Genomic DNA, 22,280 nt, shown 5'->3' with positions numbered 1-22,280 from the left:
CTCAGGCTGAGGGGGGTATCCCCCTCAGCCTGAGGTGTTTTAGTAATCACAGTACTCTGTCCAGCTCCCTGAGCAGTGTAGTAATGTCCAGCGGCTTTACCAGATAGCCTGACATACAGGCTGCATACGCTTCTTTTTTATCTTCTTCAAAGGCATTGGCTGTCATGGCCAGGATAGGCACTGCAGAGGAATCACTGCGGTTCAGTGCCCGGATCGCTTTTGTGGCCTCAAGTCCGTCCATTACGGGCATTCGGATATCCATCAGGATTGCCTGGTAGGTACCGGGGGGCTGGCTTTGGTATACCTCCACAGCCTCTTTTCCGTTGGAGGCCACATCCACGGCGGCTCCATGAAGCTCCAGCAGTGTTTTGGCTATTTCCTGGTTCAGCTCATTATCCTCCACCAGAAGAATCCGCCGGCCCTCTAATGGGGATGCAGGAGCCTCCTTGGGGGCCGCCTCCTTTTTGCCCAATTCTGACAGTGTATTAAAGATGGAAGAGCGCAGCAGCGGCTTGGCGAGAAAGTAATCAATCCCGGCCTCTCTGGCTTCTTTTTCGATTTCGACCCAGTTGTATGCTGTGATCATAATAATCATTGTATCGGGGCCTGCCAGGCGGCGGATACGCCGGGCAGTCTCAATACCATCCATGCCCGGCATTTTCCAGTCGATCATAGCAATGTCAAACGCCCGGTGCTCTTCCAGACTTTTGCTCACTTCCCCGATTGCCTCAAAGCCGGATGCGGTCCAAACCGTTTTGGCCCCGATCTCTTCCAGAATAAAAGCAGTCTGTTTTCCCACGGAAGGGTCGTCGTCTGCCACTAACACCCGAAACCCTTTCAGGAGATTCTGACGCTTCCGGTTCCACTCTTTTTCAGCGTCATCGGATACCAGCCGGAGGGGGATGGTAACCGTAAATTTACTTCCCTCCGCCTTACTGCTCTCTGCCATAACCTCTCCTCCCATAAGCTGGGCCAGATTATAGACGATGGAGAGGCCCAGCCCGCTGCCCACATTGTTCCGCGCGCTCCCGGGGGATTCCTGTTCAAATGGCTGGAACATCCGTTCCATGAATTCTGCTGACATGCCGATTCCCGTATCGCTGACTGTAAACTGCAGATAGGCAAATCCGTTGGTCCGTCTTTCCTCTTTGATATCTATGGTGATTCTGCCTCCGGATGGGGTGAACTTTAATGCGTTTGAGAGAAGATTCATCATAATTTGTTTCATACGCAGGGAATCCCCGATATAATGGGCTTCCAAAGGCTCCCGGTGCCGCATTTCATAAGAAATTCCTTTTTCAACTGTCTGGGAGTATATGAGTCCGTTTACTTCATCCAGAAACTCCTTAAAGCTAAAAAGTTCGCTGGCGATCTCCATCTTATGGGTCTCGATTTTAGACATATCCAGAATATCATTGATCAGGGAAAGCAGGTATTGGGAGGAGGCGTCAATTCTCTTGAAACAGTCCTGAACGACTTTTTTATCCTCCAGCTTCAGCTGCCCGATGGTACTCATACCGATGATGGCATTCATAGGTGTGCGGATATCATGGCTCATGCGGGACAGAAAGTCAGATTTGGCATGGCTGGCGGCTTTGGCGGAGGCGAGGGCATCCCGGAGCAGCTGTTCCTGACGGGCCTTTTCCATCCTCTGGGAATCCAGAACCTTAACCAAATCAATGGCAAGAATGTCGTCATTGAAAGGGTTCTCTACCTTAATCATATGGACAGATATCCAATGGTAGATGCCGTCTGCATCTTTTTCCTGAAGCTCCATGTATACTTCCTGCTCTCCGGCGGCGAAGCGTCTCATCAGTGCTTCCCTGCTGAAGGTGGCGGCAAAATCGTTCTGATAAGAAGCGTATATATTCGGAAGGCTGCTGTTTATCATGTCCGTGTACAGACCTTCTTTGGGGGTGGAATAGCCATCCTGGCAGTAGGAAAAGCGGCTGTATGTATTCCTGGTCAGGTTCAGGCTCATAATCTGCGGGTAGGCTGTGTGGATAGCCGCTCTAAGAAACCGGTTTTCTAGGACACGTTCCTGCTCCTGGGCTTTTTCCAGCGACACCTGCTCTGTGATGTCTGTAATCACCGCCTGTATGACCTCCAGGCCGTCGCTGTTAATAATCCTTCTCATTACCGCATTGATCCATGCTTCCTCCCCGTTTTTCTTATAGCATCTCCTTCGGTAGGTTCCCGCTTCCCCGTTCAGCGTCAGCTCCTCTATGATAGAGGCGATACGAGTATAGTCCTGGGTTTCCGCCTCCAGGAGAGGGCTTTTTGCCGTATGGCGGAATTCCTCTTCCGAGGAGTACCCGTAAATCTTCCAGGCCATAGGGTTGGCAGAAATCACTTCGTGATCCGGTTTGGTGGCAAACTGAATAATTCCGCAGGGAATAGTATTGTACAGATGTTCCAGAAACTGAGCCTGCTGTTCGTATTCCAGACTTTTTTCGTTCAGGGCCAGCTTCAGGCGCTGGTATTCCTCCCGGCCGGCCTCAACAGGAAATAATTCGTCGTCCTTAATGGCAGCATAGGGGACTGAGTTGTGGATATGTACGGTTTCTAACGCCTCTCCCTTCTCCCGAAAGATGAAGGTTACCCGCTGCCGGACATCCAGATATGCATCACACCCCGGTTTGCTTTGCAGACGGCTGACGCCTTCGCAGAGATAGGAGCCGCCCCCCAAATCCAGAGAGTGAAATTCCTCTTCCGACATATCACAGGCAATCATATCGTCTTTTCCCATGCGAAAGCAGGCTTCTACCGCTTCCCTGCCTTCTGCCTTCTGTTTTTCGCCCCCTCCCAGCCATATGATGTCATCCGCAAAGGTGGAGATCATAAATTCCAGATCAGAGTCGCAGAAATAGGTTTTTAATATTTTTCCGGCAAGCGCTTCCACTTCCGGCAGTGTCTTTTTTCCCAATATAGCTTCCTCTCTATCCTTCTAACAATTTCTTAAATCATAACATAGTTAGATCTCTAAAGAAAGCTTTTCTTAGCAGAGTAGAGGAGGATATAAGTAGCAGGATTAAGTATTTTTTAAGAGGTTTATAAGAGAATAGGATCAAAAGCACTCCTTGTCTGTGCAATAATTGTTGTAGATAGGAGGGAGTAGTTATGACGAGAAAAGGAAGAAAAAGACGAAGAGGGATGAGAAGGCTGGGGAATCTGGCCGCGGTTTTTCTGCTGTTGGTTCTTTTGCTTCTGCTGCTGCCCGCCGGCCGGCAGATCCAAGGGCTTGTCTCAGAGAAAACCGGATTAGGCAGTGCCGCACCAGGGGAAGTATTGCAGATAGATGTGAAAAGTCCTAATGCTGTCTTACTCAGAAGAGAGGACGGCCGGATATTGTTTCAAAAAAGCGGCGGGGAGAAGATTTATCCGGCCTCTCTGACCAAAATAATGACAGTGCTTACCGCAATAGAACAGCTCCCGGATTTGGACGAGGAGATTCTTCTTTCGGCAGAACTTTTTGACCCGCTGTACGCCCAGGGGGCATCTATGGCGGGCTTCCAGCCGGGGGAACAGGTGAAAGCCAGAGATCTGTTCTACGGGGCTATGCTTCCAAGCGGTGCGGAGTGCTGTGTGGGGCTGGCTGAAAAAATTGCCGGATCCGAGGATGGGTTTGCCTCGCTGATGAATAAAAAAGCAGAAAAATTGGGGATGAAACAAACGCACTTTTCCAATACCACCGGACTTCCGGATGAGAACCATTATTCTACAGTTGAGGATATTGCCTGCCTTCTGGACAATGCCCTGAAAAATGATACGTTCCGGGAGATCTTTACCTCCTCCAGATATTCCACGGGAGGGACTAATCTGCATCCGGAGGGCATCACATTTTACAGTACGCTTTCCCAGAGTCTTGAGGACCCGTCGTTTCCGGGGGGAGAAATCGAGGGCGGCAAGACCGGGTATACCCAGGAGGCAGGGCTTTGCCTGGCCAGTCTGGCAATGAAGGACGGGAGGGAGTATATCTTTGTATCTGCGAAAGGGGAGGGGAACCATCAGACAGAACCGGTGCATGCGCAGGATGCGCTGTGCGCATATAAAGCGATCCCGGCATCCCGTGAGAGGGCAGACTAATCCCTTCATTTCTGCAGAAAATCCTGGAAATGATACAATTTTGATACATCTTTGAGGTATAATGGATACAAATGATACAGGGGAGAAAAAGATGATCAAAATACTAATTGTGGAAGACGAAGAGCCGATATCGAATCTTATACGGATAAATCTAACGAAGGCGGGGTACCTGTGTGACTGCGCCTTTGATGGTCTGGAGGCCGCGGACCAGATGGCGGAAGGAGGCTATGATCTGATCCTTTTGGATATCATGCTGCCAAAGATTGACGGGTATGAACTGCTGGAATATGCCAAGACACTGGACCTTCCCGTGATTTTTATCACAGCTATGGGAACCCTTAACCACAAAGTGAAGGGGCTTCGCCAGGGAGCGGACGATTATATTACAAAGCCTTTTGAGATAGTAGAGCTTCTGGCCCGTGTGGAGAGCACCCTCAGAAGGTATCACAAGACCCAGAAGATAATACGGATCCTGGATGTGGAGATTGATGTGCCTTCCCGGATCGTCAGACAGAACAAGGAACAGGTGCTTCTCACTCTGAAAGAGTTTGAACTTCTGCTGCTCTTTGTGCGGAACAAAAATGTAGCGCTTTACCGGGAGACCATCTATGAAAATGTATGGGAGAGCAGTTATCTGGGGGACAGCAGAACAGTAGATCTCCACGTGCAGCGGCTGCGGAAAAAACTGGGTTGGGAAAAGCATATAGTGTCTGTGTATAAAGTGGGATACCGATTGGAGGCATAGATGAAGTTCCGGTGGAAGATCTTTTTCATTTTTATATCCTTCATTACTCTGATTTTCAGTATCTTCGGGGCGTGGATGGTAAATGCTACCTTTCAGACTTCTCTGGAGAGAGAAATTGACAGGGGAAAGTCTGAGAACCAGATGTTTCAGTTCGCCTTTGAGATGGCTTTGGACTCTCTTGGGGAAGAGTATGTTGTGATGCAGGACAGCGTATTCCAGGATATCTCCAACTCTATGAGAGACGGGAGCGCGGGGGGAGAGAGTTTTATCCGGGTGTATGACAGGGAGGCAAAGCTGCTGTTTGACAATACAGGCATGGAAACGGATATGGACTTTATCTCCAGTCTGGACGGGGCGGCGGGGGGCTACCAGATCTACCACGATCCCAAGGAGAGAAACGACGGGTATTATCTGGCAGTGATATGCAGGGCAGGAGAAAAGGAAAGCCCTTTTTATCTGGAAAACATAATGGATATTTCTTATATCTACAGGGAGCGGGAAGCGCTGTTTGCCAGATACCGAATCGCCATTCTGATTCTTCTGGTCCTCACCGGGTGTGTGACCCTGATCCTCTCTCAGCTTCTCACCAGATCCGTGGTATCCCTGTCCAGAATCACCAGGCGGTTTGCCAGGGGGGACTATCAGATCCGTGCCAGGCATTATGGGGAGGATGAGATCGGAGAGCTGACAAAGGACTTTAACAGTATGGCGGACAAGCTGTCCAGAAAAATCGAGGAGCTCCAGGAAGCAGCCAGAAAGCAGGAGGACTTTACAGCCTCTTTTGCCCATGAGCTGAAGACTCCTCTCACTTCCATTATCGGCTATGCCGATATGCTCCGCATGATGGAGCTGAACCGGGAGGAGATTATGGAGGCATCCAACTACATTTATTCCCAGGGAAAGCGCCTGGAGAGTCTGTCCTTAAAGCTGCTGGAGCTTATCGTAACCGATAACCAGGATCAGGAGCTTCGGACACTCTCTGTGAAGCCGCTTTTGGAGGAGGCGGGACGGGTAGTAACGGCTTCTCTGGCGGAGAAGAAGATTCACCTGGAGGAAGATATAGAGGAGGGAGAGGTCAAGGGAGACAGAGATCTTCTCATGTCCCTGTTTATAAATCTAATGGATAATTCCAGAAAAGCGCTGAAGGCGGGGGGTATAATATCCCTTTGGGGCAGAAAGCGGACCGATGGTTACGAGGTCTGTGTCCGGGACAATGGCTGCGGGATTCCCAAGGAGGAGCTCAGCCGGATTACAGAAGCTTTCTATATGGTAGACAAATCCCGTTCCAGAAAGCAGGGGGGAGCAGGGCTGGGGCTGACTCTGTGCAGCAGAATTGTCTATCTGCACGGTGCCAGATGGGAGATTCAGAGTGAGCAGGGCAAGGGGACGTCTATCGCTATCTTCTTCCCCGGAAAGGAGGAATACAATGCATAGAGGAAGATGGAAATATTTCTTCAGCTTTCTGCTGGTCTGTATGCTGGTGATCACAGCCATCTTTCTTCCCCAGGCCTACTCCAGGCTGTGGGACGGCAAGTATCAGGAACATGTCACTTTGTTTTCCAGGGAACAAAGTCTTATCTCTCATGAATATGATACCTCCATAGAGCAGAAAATAAAGATACTGACCCAGGGGGAGAGGAACGGAGAACCCCTCCGGCCGGTCCGCCAGACAAGAGAAAATGCGGTCAGCGAGGAAAAGCTTGTGGAAAAGCTGACCGTAGAGCTGAACCAGATGTCCGCAAACAGCATGACAGACAGGATCCTTTTCTATAATCTGCAGGAATGCTTTCAGTCGTCCCAGCTTTATAGTGTGAGGGATATCTCTGACACAGAAAATTCAGGAGACAGTGTGTTATTCTGGCGGCTGAAGTTCGAGAACAGCGATGGCTTTTTTATGGAAGCGTGTGTGGATGCTTATACCTATACCATATACTGCATAAACTTCCTCCAGAGGATTTCTTACTCTCAGGAGATGCTGGAGAATTACAGTATGTCCGTGACGGATGCGTCCAGGACGGAGCCTGTGCTGGATTATGAGGAAAGCTATGACAGTATTCAGGCATATGCCGCCGACTACCTGAAGGTAGAGGAAGACTCCTGGAAGGCTGTCGGGATGGAAACAGATGTTTGGATGCATGCAGTTTTGGGAAAGACAAAATTTAACATCATAAGCGGACAGAGGTATGATGACAGGGGATTTAATGCGCAGCTTGGGATCAGCAGTATGCTGGACTGGATAAACAGTATTACAGAAGAGGAAAAATGATACAACTATGATACAAAAAATAAACGTTTTCGATGCAAGAGAGGCTTATCCTTTATATCAGAGAAGAGACATAAGAGGAGGAATGCTGCATGAGAAGAAAATTATACTACCATTTTTCGATAGTTATCATAGCAGGCCTCTGCATTCTTGGATGTTCTCCGAAAAAAAGCCGGGATGTGGCAACCTCTCAGGCTGAAGGAGAGACCATACAGGAGGCAGAGGTGGAAGCTGAAGGGGCTTCCAAATCAGAAAAAAAGAACGACCCGCTGCTGCTTCTTGTGAACAAGGATACGCCGCTGCCCAAGGATTACGATCCGGATCTGAAAGTGCTGAACAGCGGCAATAAGAGCGTTGCCGAAGTGATCTATAACGATCTGCGGGACATGCTGACGGCGGGGAATGCCCAGGGGCTGAGCTTTTGCATTGCATCGGGTTACAGGAGCGCAGAGAGGCAGCAGGAGATTCTGGATCAGGATATCCGGAAATTAACAGCAAAGGGTATGGATTATGATACTGCGTATCAAAATGTGACAAGAACGGTAATGCCTGCAGGGTACAGCGAACACGAAACGGGCCTGGCGGTGGATATTACGGCTCTCTCCAATCAAATGCTGGACGAGACCCAGGTGGATACGCCGGAGAACCGGTGGCTGAGGGAAAACTGCAGCAAATACGGCTTTATTCTCCGGTATCCGGAGGGCAAGGAGGAGATTACAAAGATTGACTATGAGCCCTGGCATTTCCGCTATGTGGGAAAGGAGGCAGCCCGAGAGATTACGGAGAAGCAGATAACCTTGGAGGAATATCTGAAATAGAAGAAAGGGGAGGTTTCATTCAATGAAGATAAGACAAAGACTTAGAATTATGGAAAGCAGCAATCAAAAAGATTTGAAGATTAAACTGTTTTTTCTGGCGGATCAGATGGGACTGTCCGGCTGGATTCAGCATGAGGCGGAGGGAATCGTAGCTGCGGAGATTCAGGGGGAAGAAGAGTGCCTGAATCTGTATCTGGAGCAGAGTATGGCGCTTTACCATATATCAAAGGAACGACTTATCTGCGGGCCGGCCAAAAAAGGGGAGGCAGCCCGGGAGGGGCTGAAAATAGGTTAGAGATTATAAAAAGGGTTTATTATTTATGGATCAAGGTTCCGGTCTTCCCTGCAATTCCGTCTTTTGCTTTCTCCAGCAGAGTAATCAGGGCGGTCCGCCCTTCCTTGGAGGATGCGAAATCTATGGCGGCCTGTACCTTGGGCAGCATAGAACCGGGAGCAAACTGTCCTTCTTCTGCGTACTGGCGGGCTTGTTCCACCTTCAGATCCGATAACCATTCTTGGTTCTCTTTGCCAAAATTAATGGCAACTTTTTCTACTGCAGTCAGAATGATCAGATAGTCAGCATCCAATTCCTTTGCAAGCAGACAGCTGGCAAAGTCTTTGTCTATAACTGCACTGGCACCTTTGAGATGGTTGCCCTGAAGGGTCACAGGAATCCCGCCGCCCCCGCAGGCGATGACAACTTCACCGGACTCCACCAGGGAGCGGATAGCCCCGATCTCCACAATTTCTTTTGGCTTGGGAGACGCCACAAAACGGCGGTAGCCTCTGCCGGCATCTTCCCGCATAACATGGCCGTATTTGGAGGCAACGGTATCGGCTTCCTCCTTTGTGAGAAACTTTCCGATGGGCTTGGACGGGTTCAAAAAGGCGGGATCATCCGCGTCAACCCGGACCTGTGTGACCATGGTGGACACAGGAATGTCCTTGATGCCGCGGTTCCAAAGCTCTTCTCTCAGCGCATTCTGCAGATCATAGCCAATGTAGGCCTGACTCATGGCCACACACACGGAAAGTGGGGTGTTAGGCTGTGCCGAATCTTCCCTGGAAAGAGCTGCCATGGCATTGTTAATCATTCCTACCTGCGGTCCGTTGCCGTGGGCCACAATGACCTGATGGCCTTCTTCTATGAGATCGACAATGGCCTTCGCTGTGATCTTAACGGCAGCCATCTGTTCCGGCAGGGTATTTCCCAGGGCATTGCCGCCCAGTGCAATTACGATTCTTTTTTTATTCATTGTAAATTCCCCCTAAAAATAGATTGCGCCCGGGCAACTATGCGCGCCGCACAACCGCCCGGGCAGTTTTTACTTATTTAAAGACTCTCGGTGTGCCTTTTTCTTCCAGTTTTTTCAATACATCTGCCGGATCTGCGAATTTGCTCAGCATAATCATAGCAGCGATGACATATGGCTTAAAGCTTGCTTCTTTGTAAAGCGGTGTTCTGTAGCGGTCAAATACGGTTGCGTCAACCTCGCCGGTCTCGCAGCTCACGCCGGTGATATCGGCCGGCAGGCAGTGGAGATAAAGCGCTTTGCCGTCTTTTGTGGTCTTCATCAGCTCTTCGGTGCAAGCCCAGTCTTTGTGCTGTGCATTTTGTGCCAGGAGTTCTTTTTCCAGCTTGTCAATGCCGTCAAAATCCCCTTCTCCGTAGAGGTTGGTACGTTTTTCCATAGCTGCAAAAGGCGCCCAGCTCTTAGGATATACAATATCAGCGTCTTTGAAGGCTTCTTCCATGCTGTTGGTTCTCTTGAAGGAACCGCCGGATTTCTCAGCATTTTTTCTGGCAACTTCTTCTACTTCAGGCATTACCTCATAGCCTTCCGGATGGGCCAGGACAACTTCCATACCCATACGGGTCATCAGACCGATGACGCCCTGGGGAACAGAGAGAGGTTTTCCGTAAGAAGGAGAGTATGCCCATGTCATCGCAAGCTTTTTTCCTTTTAAATTCTCAATGCCGCCGAATTCGTGGATAATGTGGAGCATATCTGCCATACACTGGGTGGGATGGTCAATGTCGCACTGCAAGTTTACTAAGGTAGGACGCTGTTCCAGAATGCCGTCTCTGTGACCTTCCTCCACGGAGTCAGCTACCTCATGCATGTAGGCATTTCCTTTGCCGATATACATATCGTCACGGATACCGATAACGTCTGCCATAAAGGAGATCATGTTAGCGGTCTCACGTACGGTTTCCCCGTGTGCCACCTGAGATTTGCCCTCGTCCAGATCCTGTACTTCCAGCCCCAATAAGTTACAGGCAGAGGCAAAGGAAAAACGGGTGCGTGTGGAGTTGTCACGGAATAATGAGATTCCAAGGCCGCTCTCAAAGACCTTTGTGGAGATGTTGTTTTCTCTCATAAAGCGGAGGGCGTCAGCTACTGTCCAGACAGCCTCCAGCTCTTCATCTGTCTTTTCCCAGGTGAGGAAGAAGTCATTGTTGTACATTTCCTTGAAATTTAATTTATTTAATTTATCGATATAATCCTGTAAAGTTTTCATAATTGGCGTAATCCTTTCTTTTTATAATAAATAGTTGGTAGTTAGAGACTCATTCCCTGTTATGCCAAATAGGGCAGAAAAAGGAGGGCAGGACAGGAAATGAGCATAGTTGCCGAACTTAACGAATAGGTCTGTTATTTGCAGTAGCAGGCGGGAAGAGCGGCATATACAGCTGCGCAGCATACCAGGTCTGCTTTCCAGGTCTTTTCATTGGGCGCATGTGCCTGGGCTTCAGCTCCGGGTCCGAAGCCGATGCAGGGGATCCCGTTTCTTCCCATAATGGAAACACCGTTGGTGGAGAAGGTCCATTTGTCTGTAAGAGGACGGACTTTTCTCATTTCAACTGTCTCGGCGGTGCCGATGCGGCTGTCGCCGTAAAGGCCTTTGTAAGCTTCCTCCAGGGCTTTGGTTACCTCATGATCCTCCGGGATTACCCAGGTTGGGAAATAGCATTCAATGGGGTATACCAGTCCGGTATAGGAAGGACGCTCGTAGTTGTACATGGACACTTTTACATCATCCCCGTATTTCTGAACACTTGGGAGTGCGCGGATTTCATCCAGACAGCTTTCCCAGGTCTCTCCGGCTGTCATACGGCGGTCCAGGGAAACGGAACAGCTGTCTGCTACCGCACAGCGGCTTGGGGAGGTAAAGAATATCTCTGAGGTAGTAATGGTGCCCCGGCCAAGGAAACGGGCCTCTTTCCACTCCTTGTTGTAGGCTTCGTCCAGCATCTTAACCAGACCTTTTACCTCTGTGCCTTCCTCTGCGTCATTTTCATTGAGAGCACGGACATCCTGCAGGATGTCAGCCATTTTGTAGATGGCATTGTCACCCCGCTCCGGAGCAGAGCCGTGGCAGGAGACACCCTGTACATCCACACGGATTTCCATACGTCCCCGCTGGCCCCGGTAGATACCGCCGTCTGTAGGCTCTGTGGAGACAACAAATTCGGGACGTACCTTGCCTTCGTTGATGATATACTGCCAGCAGAGGCCGTCACAGTCTTCTTCCTGAACCGTGCCTGTCACTACCACTTGGTATGTATCATTCAGCATGCCCAGATCTTTCATGATTTTAGCGCCGTATACCGCGGATACGATACCGCCTAGCTGATCTGAGGTGCCGCGGCCTCCAATCTCGGTATCCGATTCAAAGCCTTCGTAGGGGTCAAACTCCCAGTTGTCTCTGTTGCCTACACCCACAGTATCAATATGGGCGTCATAGCCGATTAAGGTTTTTCCGGTTCCCATATAGCCTAATACATTGCCCATAGGGTCAATGTCAACCTTGTCGAATCCAACCGCTCTCATTTCTTCCGCAATCCGGTCGATGTGCCCCTTTTCATCGGCACTTTCCCCGGGGATCCGCACCAAATCCCGCAGAAACTTTGTCATCTGCCCTTCGTAACCCTGTGCGGCTTCTTTGATTTTGTTATAGTCCATGGTAATATCCTCCTAATCCTTCTATATATTTGCTTGTTTTCTGGTTTGCGTGGTCACTGTCTATTCGTACTGCTTTCCGCCCCATACAATTTCTTTGTAGCGGTCCGGGTCGGTGTCGCCCTCTGTGGAGAACATGAGAACCCTGGAGTTCTCATCCAGTGCAAGGAATTCTCTCAGCGCTCTGTATTCCTCCATCTGCATGACAGAAGCGATGACTCCCATTCCCACAGCGCCGGATTCCCCGGAGACTACCTGGGGATCTCCTTTGAAGGGGGCAGCCAGCATACGCATGCCTTTGGCTGATACCCAGTCAGGGCAGGAGAGGAATGCTGTCACGTGATTTTTCAGAATATCCCAGGAGATGGTATTGGGTTCCCCGCAGGCAAGACCGGCCATAATGGTCTGCATATCCCCGTCTACAAACCGGACGCTGCCGTCTTTGGCAATAGCTCCCTTGTAGAGACAGTCAGCCACAGAAGCCTCCATAACAATAACCTTCGGGGGATTCTTTGGATACCTGTTGGCAAAATAGCCCTGCACAGCCCCTGCCAGGGAGCCCACGCCGGCCTGTATGAATACGTGAGTGGGACGTTCACACCCATATTCATGAAGCTGTTCGTCCGCCTCCATAGCCATAGTCCCGTAACCCTGCATAATCCATGAGGGGATTTCTTCGTAGCCGTCCCAGGCGGTATCCTGAACCATAACGCCGTTGGGGGTTTTTTCGGCCAGGGCATTGGCCATACGGACACATTCGTCGTAGTTAACTTCTTCTATGGTAGCCTGGGCATTCTCTTTCCGAATGTTTTCCAGACGGGTTTTGGTGGAACCTTTCGGCATCAGTACAACGGATTTCTGGCCTAGTTTATTGGCTGCCCATGCAACCCCCCGGCCGTGATTGCCGTCTGTGGCTGTGAAAAAGGTTGCCTGGCCGAACTCTTTTCTCAGTTCCTCAGAAGTGAGAACATTGTAGGGCAGGGCAGAGACATCTCTTCCTGTCTGTTTTGCTATGTAACGGGCCATGGCGAAGGAACCGCCCAGCACTTTGAAGGCGTTCAGCCCGAAACGGTAGGACTCATCCTTTACGTACAGCTCTTTGATTCCGAGATAGTCTGCCATGTGCTGCAGGCGGGCAAGGGGTGTCTGGGAATACTGGGGAAAGCTCTCGTGAAAGGTCCTTGCCTTCACTACGTTTTCCAGAGACATGACAGACAGCTGCGCGTCATCTGTCTTCGGCATCTCGTTGGGTGTCCATTTCATTTGTTCCATTGTAAAAATCCCTCCTAAAATATTTTTGCTGCATCGGTTATGCTACTTGTTTACATCGGTATAACTATATAAAGTATATTTGGAAATTCCAAAATAATTAGCAACCTTATCCCCGGATTTGGTAATCAAAAATGCACCGGAGTCGTTCAGAAACTGAATGGCCTTTACTTTATCTTCCTTTGTCATAAGAGCCACCGGTTTGCCCACAAGGGCCACGGATTCTTCGATGAGCTGATCCAGCAGATCGTTGACATTTCTGGTGATCTCTGTGGTCTTGGCCTCCGTATCCTTTCCCTGGGTGTCTGTAAAGGAGTGGATGGCGGTTTCTACCATCATCAGCTTTGTAATATCATAGTTAATAGAGAAAATATAGTGGATGACCTCATGTTCATCCCGGATATAGAAGGTGGAGGATTTTAAGATCCTGCCGTCGGATGTCTTGGTGAGATAGCCGGCACGGTCTTCCAGTGAGTCGGGATCCTGTTTGAGCGCTTTTAATACTACATTGGAAGGGCCGTCGCCCAGCTTGCGGTTGGTGATATGTCCGTTTTCCAGGTATACAATCGAGTGCTCCAGATCCTGGGTTTTTAAGTCATGAATTACAATTTCACAGTCTGAGCCGAACTGCTGGGCCAGCCCATGTGCAATTTGTTTTAGTAAGGTCAGTCGTCCCATAATAAACTCCTTTCTCTGTGCTGCCAGACGTTGTTTATAAGTCCATCATAACACACTTTTTTCAAATTACAAGAGTTTTTTACAAAAAAATTTAGGTAATCTAAAACTTTTTTGATTTTCTTTCCCGGAAGTATTGCTATTTAAATAATCAGGTGGTATATTTAAGGCATCATAAGCAAGAAATAAAACCAAAGAAGAGGGTAATTACATGCGGGAGAGAGTCTTAAAACTAGTGATAACGTTTCATACAACAGCACATGCTATGGCTATGGAGCAGGGATGCAGGGAGCGGAACCTTCCGGGAAGGCTGATTCCGGTGCCCAGGGCAATCTCGGCGGGCTGCGGTATCTCCTGGTGTGCAGACATCAGTGACAGACAGGCGTTGGAAGGATTTCTGAAGGACAGCCAGATTGAGGCAGAAGGGGTTTACGAAACATTAGTATAGGCAGTAAGGTATTGGGAGGTTGAGGAATGTTTACATTTAAAGTGAATGGAAAAGAATGTCAGAGCAGCCGGGACGGAAGACTGATTGACTATCTGAGGGATGAACTGAGACTGACGGCGGTGAAAGAGGGGTGCAGTGAGGGAACCTGCGGAACCTGTACCGTAATTGTAGACGGAAAAAAAGGAAAGGCATGTATTCTGAAGCTTTCAAAGCTGGAGGGAAAGAGCATTACTACCGTGGAGGGAATCCCGGAGGAGGAGATGAAGGTATATGTCCACTGCTTTGCGGAAGCGGGCGCCGTTCAGTGCGGCTTTTGTATTCCGGGGATGATCATTTCTGCCAAAGTACTTCTGGATGCCAATCTGTATCCTACCAGGGAGGAAGTAAAAAAGGCCATACACGGGAACATCTGCAGGTGCACCGGCTACCAGAAGATTGAGGATGCCATCCTTATGGCGGCAGAATATTTCAGGGAAAAACGCATGATACCGGAAGGGCCAAAGCATCTGGGACTCACCCAGCGGTTTCAGCGGGTGGATGTGGAGGAAAAGGTCAGAGGGACCGGGGAATTTGTTGACGATATTATCCTGCCGGATATGGCTTATGCAAAGGCGCTTCGTAGTCCCTATCCCAGAGCCAGGATTCACCGGATAGATATCACCCGCGCCCTGGCCCACGAGGACTGTGTGGCTGTGTATACCGCCAAGGATGTACCCAACAATATCTGCGGCCATATTGTCCAGGACTGGGACGTTTTGATTCCTGAGGGAGGAATTACCAGGTATATCGGAGATGCCATTGCGCTGGCAGTTGTGAATCATAAGGAGAATCTGGAGGAAGTACTTTCTCTGATCCAGGTGGATGCAGAAGAGCTGCCTCCGGTAACGAATCCCATAGATGCCTTAAAGGAGGACGCCCCGAAGGTACATGAGGGCGGCAACCTTCTGACAAAGAAGGTGTGCAAAAGAGGAGACGCAGAGGGTGCCATTGCCAGCTCAAAATATGTGGTAACCCGGCATTACAGCGTACCTTTTACGGATCATGCATTTATGGAACCGGAGTGTGCCATTGCATTTCCTGAGGGTGAGGACGGTGTGCACCTCTACACGGCAGGACAGTCTGTGTATGATGAACAGCATGAGATTTCAAGCATTCTGCAGCTTCCTGCGGAAAAGGTGGTTGTGGAGAGCAAGCTGGTCGGGGGCGGCTTCGGGGGTAAAGAAGATATGAGTGTCCAGCACCATGCGGCTCTTGCGGCGTGGCTTTCCAAGCGTCCGGTAAAGGTGAAGTTTTCCAGAAAGGAAAGTCTTCTGGTGCATGTAAAACGCCATGCGATGGAGATGGACTTTACCACAGCCTGCGATGAGAACGGATATCTCACAGGGATGAAGGCAGTGCTTTATTCCGACACCGGCGCATATGCTTCCTTAGGCGGACCTGTACTGGAACGGGCGTGTACACACGCGGCCGGGCCTTATAATTATCAGAATGTGGACATTGTGGGATACGGGGTTTATACCAACAATATTCCGGCTGGGGCATACCGGGGCTTCGGGGTGACCCAGAGCTGCTTTGCCACAGAATGCAATCTGAATCTGCTGGCGGAGATGGCTGGCATTACTCCCTGGGAGATCCGCTACAGAAATGCCATCCGGCCCGGGCAGACGCTCCCCAACGGGCAGATTGCCACAAAGGACTGTGCCCTGGCCCAGACCCTGGAGGCAGTAAAAGAGGTATATGATTCCCATCCGTATGCGGGGATAGCCTCCTGTATGAAGAACAGCGGGGTAGGCGTGGGAATCCCTGATATCGGAAGATGCCGGCTTACTGTGGAGAACGGCAAAGTTCATATACTTACCTCCGCCGCCTGTATGGGACAGGGCGTGGGGACTGTGACCATCCACATTGTGTGTGAGATGACCGGACTTGCCCCGGCGCTTCTGGTTCACGAGAGACCTAACACAGAGAGAACCCCTGATTCCGGAACAAGCACCGCGTCCCGCCAGACCTTGTTTACAGGGGAAGCCACAAGAAGGGCATCAATACTCCTTGGGGAGGCTCTGGAGGAGAAAGGCTCTCTGCAAGCGCTGGAAGGAACCAGCTATTACGGGGAATACCTGGGGGAGACAGACCCTATGGGCTCTCCCAAGCCCAATCCGGTCAGCCATATTGCCTATGGATATGCCACCCAGGTGGTAATCCTGGATGAGGCAGGAAAGGTAACGGAGGTAGTTGCCGCCCACGATGTGGGAACAGTGGTAAATGTACAGTCCTGCGAGGGACAGGTGGAGGGAGGCGTTGTGATGGGACTGGGATATGCCCTCACAGAAGATTTCCCGATGGCGGAGGGAAGGCCTACACTGAATTATGGAAAACTGGGACTTTTCAGAGCCAGTCAGACACCGCCGGTTCAGGCTATCCTGATTACTTCCGAGGAAGTGCTGGAGGAAGCCTGCGGAGCTAAGGGTGTAGGAGAAATCTCTTCCGTTCCCACAGCTCCCGCCTGTGCCCATGCCTATTACCGTTATGACGGAATCGAGCGAACAAGGCTCCCGTTGGAGAATACATTCTACAGGAAAGCTAAATAATTACAGAAAACCATTCACCGGGTTTCGGATGTATGGATGAAGATGGAAATGGAGGAATGAGGATGAAGCAATTACTAAAGCACGGCACAGTAGTGTCAGGGGTAGGCTGCTGTAAAAAGGACATTTTAATCGAAGACGGAATCATCAGGGAAGTATCTCCAAAGATAAGCGACGGAGAAGCCCAGGTAGTGGATGCCAAAGGAAAGCTCATCTTCCCGGGATTTATTGATGCTCATACCCACATGGATCTGCCGGTGGCCGGAACGGTTACCGCAGATGACTTTTACTCAGGAACCCGTGCGGCTATTGCAGGGGGGACTACCTGTATTGTAGACTTCGCCACACAGTATAAGGGGGAGACGCTGGAAGAGGCATTGGAAAACTGGAACAAAAAGGCGGAGGGAAGGTGTTCCTGCGACTATGGGTTCCATATGGCCATCTCCGATCTGGAAGGGGCCGGGGAGACCCAGGTTCAGGCTATGCTGGACGCTGGGGTGAGCACATTCAAGCTCTATATGACGTACCCGGATATGCTTCTGAGAGACGGGGAACTCTACCGTATCTTAAAGCAGCTGAAAAAACAGGGGGGAATCGCCGGGGTTCACTGTGAAAATGCTGAGGTGATCGATGCTCTGACTGCCGAGGCAAAAGCAGCCGGGCATCTGGGACCGGATACCCACCCCAGAGTGCGTCCTGCAGGCCTGGAGGCAGAGGCGGTAAACCGCTTGCTTGCCATCGCCAAGGAGGCAGATGCCCCGGTCATTGTAGTTCATCTGACCTGCTGGGAGGCATTTGCCAAGATTCAGAGGGCCCGGGCGAGGGGGCAGATTGTATTTGCAGAGACCTGTCCTCAGTACCTGCTTCTGGATGAGAGCTGCTATAAAAAGAATGGATTTGAGGCTGCCAAATATGTGTGTTCGCCGCCGCTGAGGAAAAAGGTAGATCAGGAATGCCTGTGGGAAGCTTTAAAAACAGGGGATATCCAGACTGTTTCCACAGACCACTGCAGCTTCACCCTGGCGCAGAAAGAGATGGGAAAAGAAGATTTTACCAAGATACCCAACGGTATGCCTGGTGTGGAGACCAGGGGGGTGCTGCTCTATACCTACGGGGTAGAGGAGGGGAGAATGACTTTAGAGGAAATGTGCCGGGTACTCTCCGAAAACCCGGCTAAGCTCTATGGCATGTATCCCAGAAAGGGCTGTCTGGAGCCTGGAAGCGATGCCGACCTTGTGATTCTGGATCCGCATAAGCCAGGGGTCATCGAGGCAAAGACGCAGGAATATAATATGGATTATGCACCCTTTGAGGGCTGGAACCTGAAAGGCACTATTGACAAAGTTTATCTGCGTGGTAATCTGGTAGTAGATCAGGGAAAGGTGGTCTCAGAAAAGCAGGGACAGTATATTTCCCGGGGAAAATATCAGACAGATTTCAACTAAAGGAGAACCGCAGACATGGAAAAAACAATCGATGCCAGAGGACAGCAGTGTCCGAAACCAGTGATCATGACAAAAAAAGCAATGGACGAAGCCGCACCCGGAACGGTGCTGCTTGTACAGGTAGATAATGAGATTGCAGTGAGCAATCTGCAGAAGCTGGCCGTATCCCAGAATGCAGAGTATGCATCCGTTCAGAAGGGTGAGAAACTGTATGAGGTCCGTATCACAGTCACCGGGGAGGGAAGAGAGCATCCTGCCTCTCAGCCTGCATATGAAAATTGCTGCCGGCCGGAGGAAAACACGGTAGTGGTCATAAGTTCAGATAAGATGGGGGAGGGAGATGAGGCACTGGGCAGAACACTGATGAAGGGATTTATCTATGCCCTTACCCAGCTGCCCGTTCCGCCCAAAACGGTGCTTCTGTACAACGGCGGGGCTAAGCTTTCCTGTGAGGGATCGGATTCGGCGGAAGACCTCCGGGCACTGGAGCAGGCCGGCACTGCTGTTTTGACCTGCGGTACCTGCCTGAACCATTACGGGCTGGGAGAGAAGCTGGCTGCCGGTACGGTTACGAATATGTATGTGATTGCAGAGACACAGGCCGAGGCAGCCAAAATCATTAGACCATAAGGAGAACGGAAGATGAAACCAGTAATTGTCAGAGGGGGAGGGGATCTTGCGACCGGGACGATCCACCGTCTGTGCAGAAGCGGATATCCGGTCATTATCCTGGAGACCGAACAGCCGTCTGCCATCCGCAGGAAGGTTTCCTTCTGCGAAGCTGTCTATGAGGGAAGGATGACCGTCGAAGGCATTACCTGCCGTCTGGCAAAGGATTGGAGAGAGGCACAGAGAACGGTGTCCCCCCGTTCCCCCGTACTTCTGGTGGATCCCCTGGGTGATATCCTGAGGGAATATCACCCGGACGTTTTAATCGATGCCATTTTGGCAAAACGGAATATGGGCACCAGGCGGGATATGGGGAATCTTACCATTGCCCTGGGACCGGGATTCACAGCAGGTGAGGATGCCCATTACGTCATCGAGACTATGCGGGGGCATGATCTTGGCCGGATTATTTCCAGGGGAAGTGCTGTACCCAATACCGGGATTCCTGGAATCATCGAGGGTTACGGTAAAGAACGGGTGATTCATGCCGGGGGGACGGGAAGGTTTTCCCCTCTGGCCGGGATTGGTGAATGGGTGGAAAAGGATCGTCTCATAGGTAAAATCCAGAATAATGCAGGGGATTCCAAGACCTGGATTCCGGTGAGAGCCAGCATTTCAGGGGTGGTAAGAGGCATGATACGGGAAGGATTCCCGGTGACGGAGGGCTTTAAGATTGCCGATATAGACCCGAGAGAGGATGCCGTACAGTACTGTGATACGATTTCCGACAAGGCAAGGTGTATTGCCGGAAGTGTGCTGGAGCTTGTGTGTGCCTGGGAAAAGGGGGACGCAGGCAGGTATGGCCGGTTTTGCGAAGGAGAGAAAAAGTGAATGACTGGGAAGAGCTGACGAGAGAAAAAGAGATTATAACAGTGATAGGTGCAGGTGGGAAATCTACCTGCATCCGTTATTTAGCGGAGAAATATAAAAGTGCGGGAAAACGTGTGCTGGTGACTACAACCACCCATATGAGAATGCCCCAGACAGGCGCCTGCCTGGGAGGAACGGCAGAGGAGATTCTGCAGACACTGGAAGACACAGGATATGCGGCTGCGGGAATCCCGGTGAAAGAGGGCGGTGCAGATAAAATAAAAGGGCTTCCCGGGGATGTCCTCGCCCGGGGAATAGACGCGGCAGATGTTACCCTCATAGAGGGGGACGGCTCCCGGGGACTGCCTGTAAAGGTACCGGCCTCGCACGAGCCGGTGATTGTACCTCAGACTACGAGAATACTTTTGGTCGCCGGACTTTCCTGCCTGGGAGAGGAGCTGGGGAAGGTATGCCACCGCAGAGAACTGGCGGGCCGGATATTGAATTGCAGACCGGATCACAGGCTCTCCCCGGAAGACCTGGCTGTGCTGCTCAGGGAGGGATATCTATTCCCTCTGAGAGAGCGCGGGAAGGGGATCCCTGTCACGGTAGTTCTGAACCAGGGAGATACCAGGGAGCGGCGGGAAAAGGCTGAAAGGTGCAGGCAGTCTATAAAAGATGCGCCGGTGGTGATTACTTCTCTGTCAAAGGGCAAAACTTATGATAGTGCATTTTAATATACAGCCGGAGCTGTATATCCGCCCGCAGAGTATGCACCAAGGAGCGCTGCCCGGGTATAATAGAAAGAATACCATGAGAGGAGTACTGTCATGAGAAAAAAACTGCTGTGCATCATTTTTCTGTTCCTTCTGGCTCTGGGCGGCTGCGGGGCACAGGACGGCAATTCCCATGTTCCTGTTGCAGGAGAGGAGATCATTCCCTCCAATTATGCAAAAGAGAAAAACTGGATGCTGCTGGAGGAGAAGGGGCAGAAGCCTGCGGATGTCTTTTATCTCTATCCCACCAGCTGGGCAAGAAAGGATAAAAAGGATTATCCTGTCAGTACCATACAGGCAAAGAATATGAGAAAGCGGGCCAGGAGTGTGGCGGCTTCCCAGGCCAGGGCTTTCGATATGGCCGGAAACCTGTATGCACCCTATTACCGCCAGGTTGAGGCGGCGTTTATCCTGGACAGGGATCAGGAGGAGCAGATGGCGTACTACGGAGGCGTGCCAAAAACGGACGTGATAGCTGCGTTTGATTACTACATTAAACACTACAATCAGGGCAGGCCCTTTCTTTTAGTGGGCCATTCCCAGGGCGCAGTGATGGTCAAGGAGATACTGTTTGACTATATGGATAAGAATCCTGAGGTATATAAGCGGATGGTGGCTGCCTATGTGATCGGATTCTCTGTCACGGAGCAGGAGCTTGAGGAGCATCCCTACCTGAAATTTGCCGAGGGGCCGGAGGATACCGGGGTGATTATTTCCTACAATACAGAGGCTCCGGGGATGACAGAAAAAAATCCTACCGTTCTGCCGGGTGCCGTCTGTATCAACCCTATCTCCTGGACCAGAGACGAGACCCCGGCTTCTGCTTCTGAGAATGCCGGCTCCCTCATCAAAGCAGAGGGGCGGGAACAGAAGCTGGAGGGATTTGCAGATGCAAGGATCGACAAAGAGCGGGGGACGGTGATCTGCTCAACCGTGGATCCGGCAGTGTATCACAGCTCTGACGTGGAACACTTTCCCCTGGGGATATTTCACAGGTTCGACTTCCGGTTTTATTATTACAATCTGAAAGAAAATGCACAGGTGAGGGTGGAAAAGTTTTTGGAAGAGTGGGACGACGAGTGAACTCCCGCGGCGGTAGGCTGTCTGGTTCGGGCGGGAGGGGCCTGGGTTCCGGGGACACCTCCGTCGCGAAGAGAGTCTAAGACAAAATCGGAATCCCCGCCGGAGCACCGTTCGTATAGGCAGAGAATGCTTGATGTGCATTCTCTGCCTATTCTCACTTTTTTTCGGCCCGGACTGCCGAAAAAATCACCTGCGGGAATCCCGGTTTTGCCTAAGACTCCCTATTCACTCCTGCGGAATTGTCCGCGGAACCCAGGCCCCTACCGCCCGAACCAGACAGCCTACCGCCGCGGGAGTTCACTCACCTGGGTATGGGGAAGTTCGTAGGAATCTCTAAAAAAGGGTTAAATAATGGAGGTCACGTTCTCTTTATGCTCCCTACTGATCGTATATAGCGGCTATATCATGTATTCTACGCTTCATTTCTGTGCGGATATCCCGTGGCTCCAGACACTCGCACTTATTCCCGAAACTGAGAAGCATATCGTAGTAGTATTCATTTTCAATGAACGGAAAGTTTACAATGTAATGCTCATCACCATCTGGTATACACAAAATTATAATTTGTGGAGAGATTTCCTGAACTTTCCTTATTTTACAGGTTTTTCAGCCTATTACATAGTGAAATGATATGTATTTTCCC

At 50.6% G+C, this 22,280-nt stretch carries 19 protein-coding genes and 1 pseudogene; 13 read left to right on the top strand and 7 right to left on the bottom strand.

Going from position 1 to position 22,280, the window contains the following annotated elements; translation table 11 throughout:
* Positions 1 to 46 precede the first annotated feature (46 nt).
* A complete protein-coding gene (locus BUA56_RS02220; RefSeq protein ID WP_072848618.1) occupies positions 47 to 2,926 on the bottom strand; it encodes a response regulator in 2,880 nt (959 codons plus the stop codon).
* A gap of 194 nt (positions 2,927 to 3,120) precedes the next feature.
* Here BUA56_RS02220 and BUA56_RS02215 point away from each other — a divergent pair, with 194 nt between their 5' ends.
* The 6 genes from BUA56_RS02215 to BUA56_RS02190 all read left to right on the top strand — a co-directional run bounded on the left by BUA56_RS02215 (position 3,121) and on the right by BUA56_RS02190 (position 8,207).
* Positions 3,121 to 4,086, top strand: coding sequence for a D-alanyl-D-alanine carboxypeptidase family protein (locus tag BUA56_RS02215; protein ID WP_072848617.1), 966 nt, complete (start codon positions 3,121 to 3,123; stop codon positions 4,084 to 4,086).
* A 91-nt stretch (positions 4,087 to 4,177) separates the two neighbouring features.
* The gene (locus BUA56_RS02210) at positions 4,178 to 4,831 is read left to right on the top strand and encodes a response regulator transcription factor (RefSeq protein ID WP_072848768.1); all 654 of its coding nucleotides are present in this window, start codon (positions 4,178 to 4,180) and stop codon (positions 4,829 to 4,831) included.
* Positions 4,832 to 6,265: a sensor histidine kinase gene (locus tag BUA56_RS02205; protein WP_072848616.1), complete on the top strand. Its 1,434-nt coding sequence runs from the start codon at positions 4,832 to 4,834 to the stop codon at positions 6,263 to 6,265. It abuts the gene before it with no gap.
* A complete protein-coding gene (locus tag BUA56_RS02200; protein WP_072848614.1) occupies positions 6,258 to 7,097 on the top strand; it encodes a hypothetical protein in 840 nt (279 codons plus the stop codon). Before BUA56_RS02205 ends, BUA56_RS02200 begins: the two co-directional genes overlap by 8 nt.
* Before the next feature lie 89 nt (positions 7,098 to 7,186).
* Positions 7,187 to 7,912, top strand: coding sequence for a M15 family metallopeptidase (locus BUA56_RS02195; RefSeq protein WP_084067568.1), 726 nt, complete (start codon positions 7,187 to 7,189; stop codon positions 7,910 to 7,912).
* Between the two features lie 22 nt (positions 7,913 to 7,934).
* Entirely contained in the window at positions 7,935 to 8,207 is a 273-nt protein-coding gene (locus BUA56_RS02190) for an acylphosphatase (protein WP_072848613.1), read from the top strand.
* A 19-nt stretch (positions 8,208 to 8,226) separates the two neighbouring features.
* Here the strand turns inward: BUA56_RS02190 and arcC are convergent, their stop codons facing one another.
* The 5 genes from arcC to BUA56_RS02165 form a co-directional block, all read right to left on the bottom strand.
* Positions 8,227 to 9,168 carry a carbamate kinase gene (arcC, locus tag BUA56_RS02185; protein ID WP_072848611.1) on the bottom strand — a complete coding sequence of 314 codons (942 nt, stop codon included), beginning with the start codon at positions 9,166 to 9,168 and terminating at the stop codon, positions 8,227 to 8,229.
* 73 nt (positions 9,169 to 9,241) lie between these two features.
* A complete protein-coding gene (ygeW, locus tag BUA56_RS02180; RefSeq protein ID WP_072848610.1) occupies positions 9,242 to 10,435 on the bottom strand; it encodes a knotted carbamoyltransferase YgeW in 1,194 nt (397 codons plus the stop codon).
* 134 nt (positions 10,436 to 10,569) lie between these two features.
* Positions 10,570 to 11,880, bottom strand: a complete 1,311-nt coding sequence (locus BUA56_RS02175) for a YgeY family selenium metabolism-linked hydrolase (RefSeq protein WP_072848609.1) — start codon at positions 11,878 to 11,880, stop codon at positions 10,570 to 10,572.
* Positions 11,881 to 11,940: 60 nt separating this feature from the next.
* The gene (dpaL, locus tag BUA56_RS02170) at positions 11,941 to 13,149 is read right to left on the bottom strand and encodes a diaminopropionate ammonia-lyase (protein ID WP_072848607.1); all 1,209 of its coding nucleotides are present in this window, start codon (positions 13,147 to 13,149) and stop codon (positions 11,941 to 11,943) included.
* Positions 13,150 to 13,191: 42 nt separating this feature from the next.
* Positions 13,192 to 13,824: a helix-turn-helix transcriptional regulator gene (locus BUA56_RS02165; protein ID WP_072848606.1), complete on the bottom strand. Its 633-nt coding sequence runs from the start codon at positions 13,822 to 13,824 to the stop codon at positions 13,192 to 13,194.
* Positions 13,825 to 14,032: 208 nt separating this feature from the next.
* On the opposite strand from BUA56_RS02165, the gene BUA56_RS02160 reads away from it, so the two are divergent.
* From BUA56_RS02160 to BUA56_RS02130, 7 genes are all read left to right on the top strand, one after another.
* On the top strand, positions 14,033 to 14,269 hold the full coding sequence (locus BUA56_RS02160) for a putative Se/S carrier protein (RefSeq protein WP_072848604.1): 237 nt from the start codon (positions 14,033 to 14,035) through the stop codon (positions 14,267 to 14,269).
* A 26-nt stretch (positions 14,270 to 14,295) separates the two neighbouring features.
* Complete coding sequence (xdh, locus tag BUA56_RS02155) at positions 14,296 to 16,857, top strand: selenium-dependent xanthine dehydrogenase (RefSeq protein WP_072848603.1); 2,562 nt, start codon at positions 14,296 to 14,298, stop codon at positions 16,855 to 16,857.
* A gap of 62 nt (positions 16,858 to 16,919) precedes the next feature.
* A complete protein-coding gene (hydA, locus tag BUA56_RS02150; RefSeq protein ID WP_072848601.1) occupies positions 16,920 to 18,299 on the top strand; it encodes a dihydropyrimidinase in 1,380 nt (459 codons plus the stop codon).
* A 15-nt stretch (positions 18,300 to 18,314) separates the two neighbouring features.
* Positions 18,315 to 18,929 carry a sulfurtransferase-like selenium metabolism protein YedF gene (yedF, locus tag BUA56_RS02145; RefSeq protein ID WP_072848599.1) on the top strand — a complete coding sequence of 205 codons (615 nt, stop codon included), beginning with the start codon at positions 18,315 to 18,317 and terminating at the stop codon, positions 18,927 to 18,929.
* A 12-nt stretch (positions 18,930 to 18,941) separates the two neighbouring features.
* A complete protein-coding gene (gene yqeB, locus BUA56_RS02140; protein ID WP_072848598.1) occupies positions 18,942 to 19,799 on the top strand; it encodes a selenium-dependent molybdenum cofactor biosynthesis protein YqeB in 858 nt (285 codons plus the stop codon).
* The gene (gene yqeC, locus BUA56_RS02135; RefSeq protein WP_158640968.1) at positions 19,796 to 20,515 is read left to right on the top strand and encodes a selenium cofactor biosynthesis protein YqeC; all 720 of its coding nucleotides are present in this window, start codon (positions 19,796 to 19,798) and stop codon (positions 20,513 to 20,515) included. Before yqeB ends, yqeC begins: the two co-directional genes overlap by 4 nt.
* 93 nt (positions 20,516 to 20,608) lie before the next feature.
* The gene (locus BUA56_RS02130) at positions 20,609 to 21,637 is read left to right on the top strand and encodes a DUF3089 domain-containing protein (protein ID WP_072848597.1); all 1,029 of its coding nucleotides are present in this window, start codon (positions 20,609 to 20,611) and stop codon (positions 21,635 to 21,637) included.
* A 378-nt stretch (positions 21,638 to 22,015) separates the two neighbouring features.
* On the opposite strand, the pseudogene BUA56_RS02125 reads toward BUA56_RS02130, so the two are convergent.
* A pseudogene (locus tag BUA56_RS02125) lies at positions 22,016 to 22,234 on the bottom strand (WCX domain-containing protein); the annotation flags it as partial.
* Positions 22,235 to 22,280 lie beyond the last annotated feature (46 nt).

This window comes from Lactonifactor longoviformis DSM 17459 (assembly GCF_900129135.1).
Classification (GTDB): domain Bacteria; phylum Bacillota; class Clostridia; order Lachnospirales; family Lachnospiraceae; genus Lactonifactor; species Lactonifactor longoviformis.
The sequence above is the reverse complement of the archived record's forward strand: the minus strand, read 5'-3'. Positions and strand labels throughout refer to the sequence as shown.

What these genes read in the sequence shown, in the direction of transcription:
- BUA56_RS02165 (WP_072848606.1), bottom strand. Translation starts at nt 13,824, where the DNA reads ATGGGACGACTGACCTTACTAAAACAAATTGCACATGGGCTGGCCCAG.
- ygeW (WP_072848610.1), bottom strand. Translation starts at nt 10,435, where the DNA reads ATGAAAACTTTACAGGATTATATCGATAAATTAAATAAATTAAATTTC.
- BUA56_RS02205 (WP_072848616.1), top strand. Translation starts at nt 4,832, where the DNA reads ATGAAGTTCCGGTGGAAGATCTTTTTCATTTTTATATCCTTCATTACT.
- BUA56_RS02190 (WP_072848613.1), top strand. Translation starts at nt 7,935, where the DNA reads ATGAAGATAAGACAAAGACTTAGAATTATGGAAAGCAGCAATCAAAAA.
- arcC (WP_072848611.1), bottom strand. Translation starts at nt 9,168, where the DNA reads ATGAATAAAAAAAGAATCGTAATTGCACTGGGCGGCAATGCCCTGGGA.
- BUA56_RS02130 (WP_072848597.1), top strand. Translation starts at nt 20,609, where the DNA reads ATGAGAAAAAAACTGCTGTGCATCATTTTTCTGTTCCTTCTGGCTCTG.
- BUA56_RS02210 (WP_072848768.1), top strand. Translation starts at nt 4,178, where the DNA reads ATGATCAAAATACTAATTGTGGAAGACGAAGAGCCGATATCGAATCTT.
- dpaL (WP_072848607.1), bottom strand. Translation starts at nt 13,149, where the DNA reads ATGGAACAAATGAAATGGACACCCAACGAGATGCCGAAGACAGATGAC.
- hydA (WP_072848601.1), top strand. Translation starts at nt 16,920, where the DNA reads ATGAAGCAATTACTAAAGCACGGCACAGTAGTGTCAGGGGTAGGCTGC.
- yedF (WP_072848599.1), top strand. Translation starts at nt 18,315, where the DNA reads ATGGAAAAAACAATCGATGCCAGAGGACAGCAGTGTCCGAAACCAGTG.
- BUA56_RS02160 (WP_072848604.1), top strand. Translation starts at nt 14,033, where the DNA reads ATGCGGGAGAGAGTCTTAAAACTAGTGATAACGTTTCATACAACAGCA.
- BUA56_RS02195 (WP_084067568.1), top strand. Translation starts at nt 7,187, where the DNA reads ATGAGAAGAAAATTATACTACCATTTTTCGATAGTTATCATAGCAGGC.
- BUA56_RS02175 (WP_072848609.1), bottom strand. Translation starts at nt 11,880, where the DNA reads ATGGACTATAACAAAATCAAAGAAGCCGCACAGGGTTACGAAGGGCAG.
- BUA56_RS02215 (WP_072848617.1), top strand. Translation starts at nt 3,121, where the DNA reads ATGACGAGAAAAGGAAGAAAAAGACGAAGAGGGATGAGAAGGCTGGGG.
- yqeB (WP_072848598.1), top strand. Translation starts at nt 18,942, where the DNA reads ATGAAACCAGTAATTGTCAGAGGGGGAGGGGATCTTGCGACCGGGACG.
- BUA56_RS02200 (WP_072848614.1), top strand. Translation starts at nt 6,258, where the DNA reads ATGCATAGAGGAAGATGGAAATATTTCTTCAGCTTTCTGCTGGTCTGT.
- xdh (WP_072848603.1), top strand. Translation starts at nt 14,296, where the DNA reads ATGTTTACATTTAAAGTGAATGGAAAAGAATGTCAGAGCAGCCGGGAC.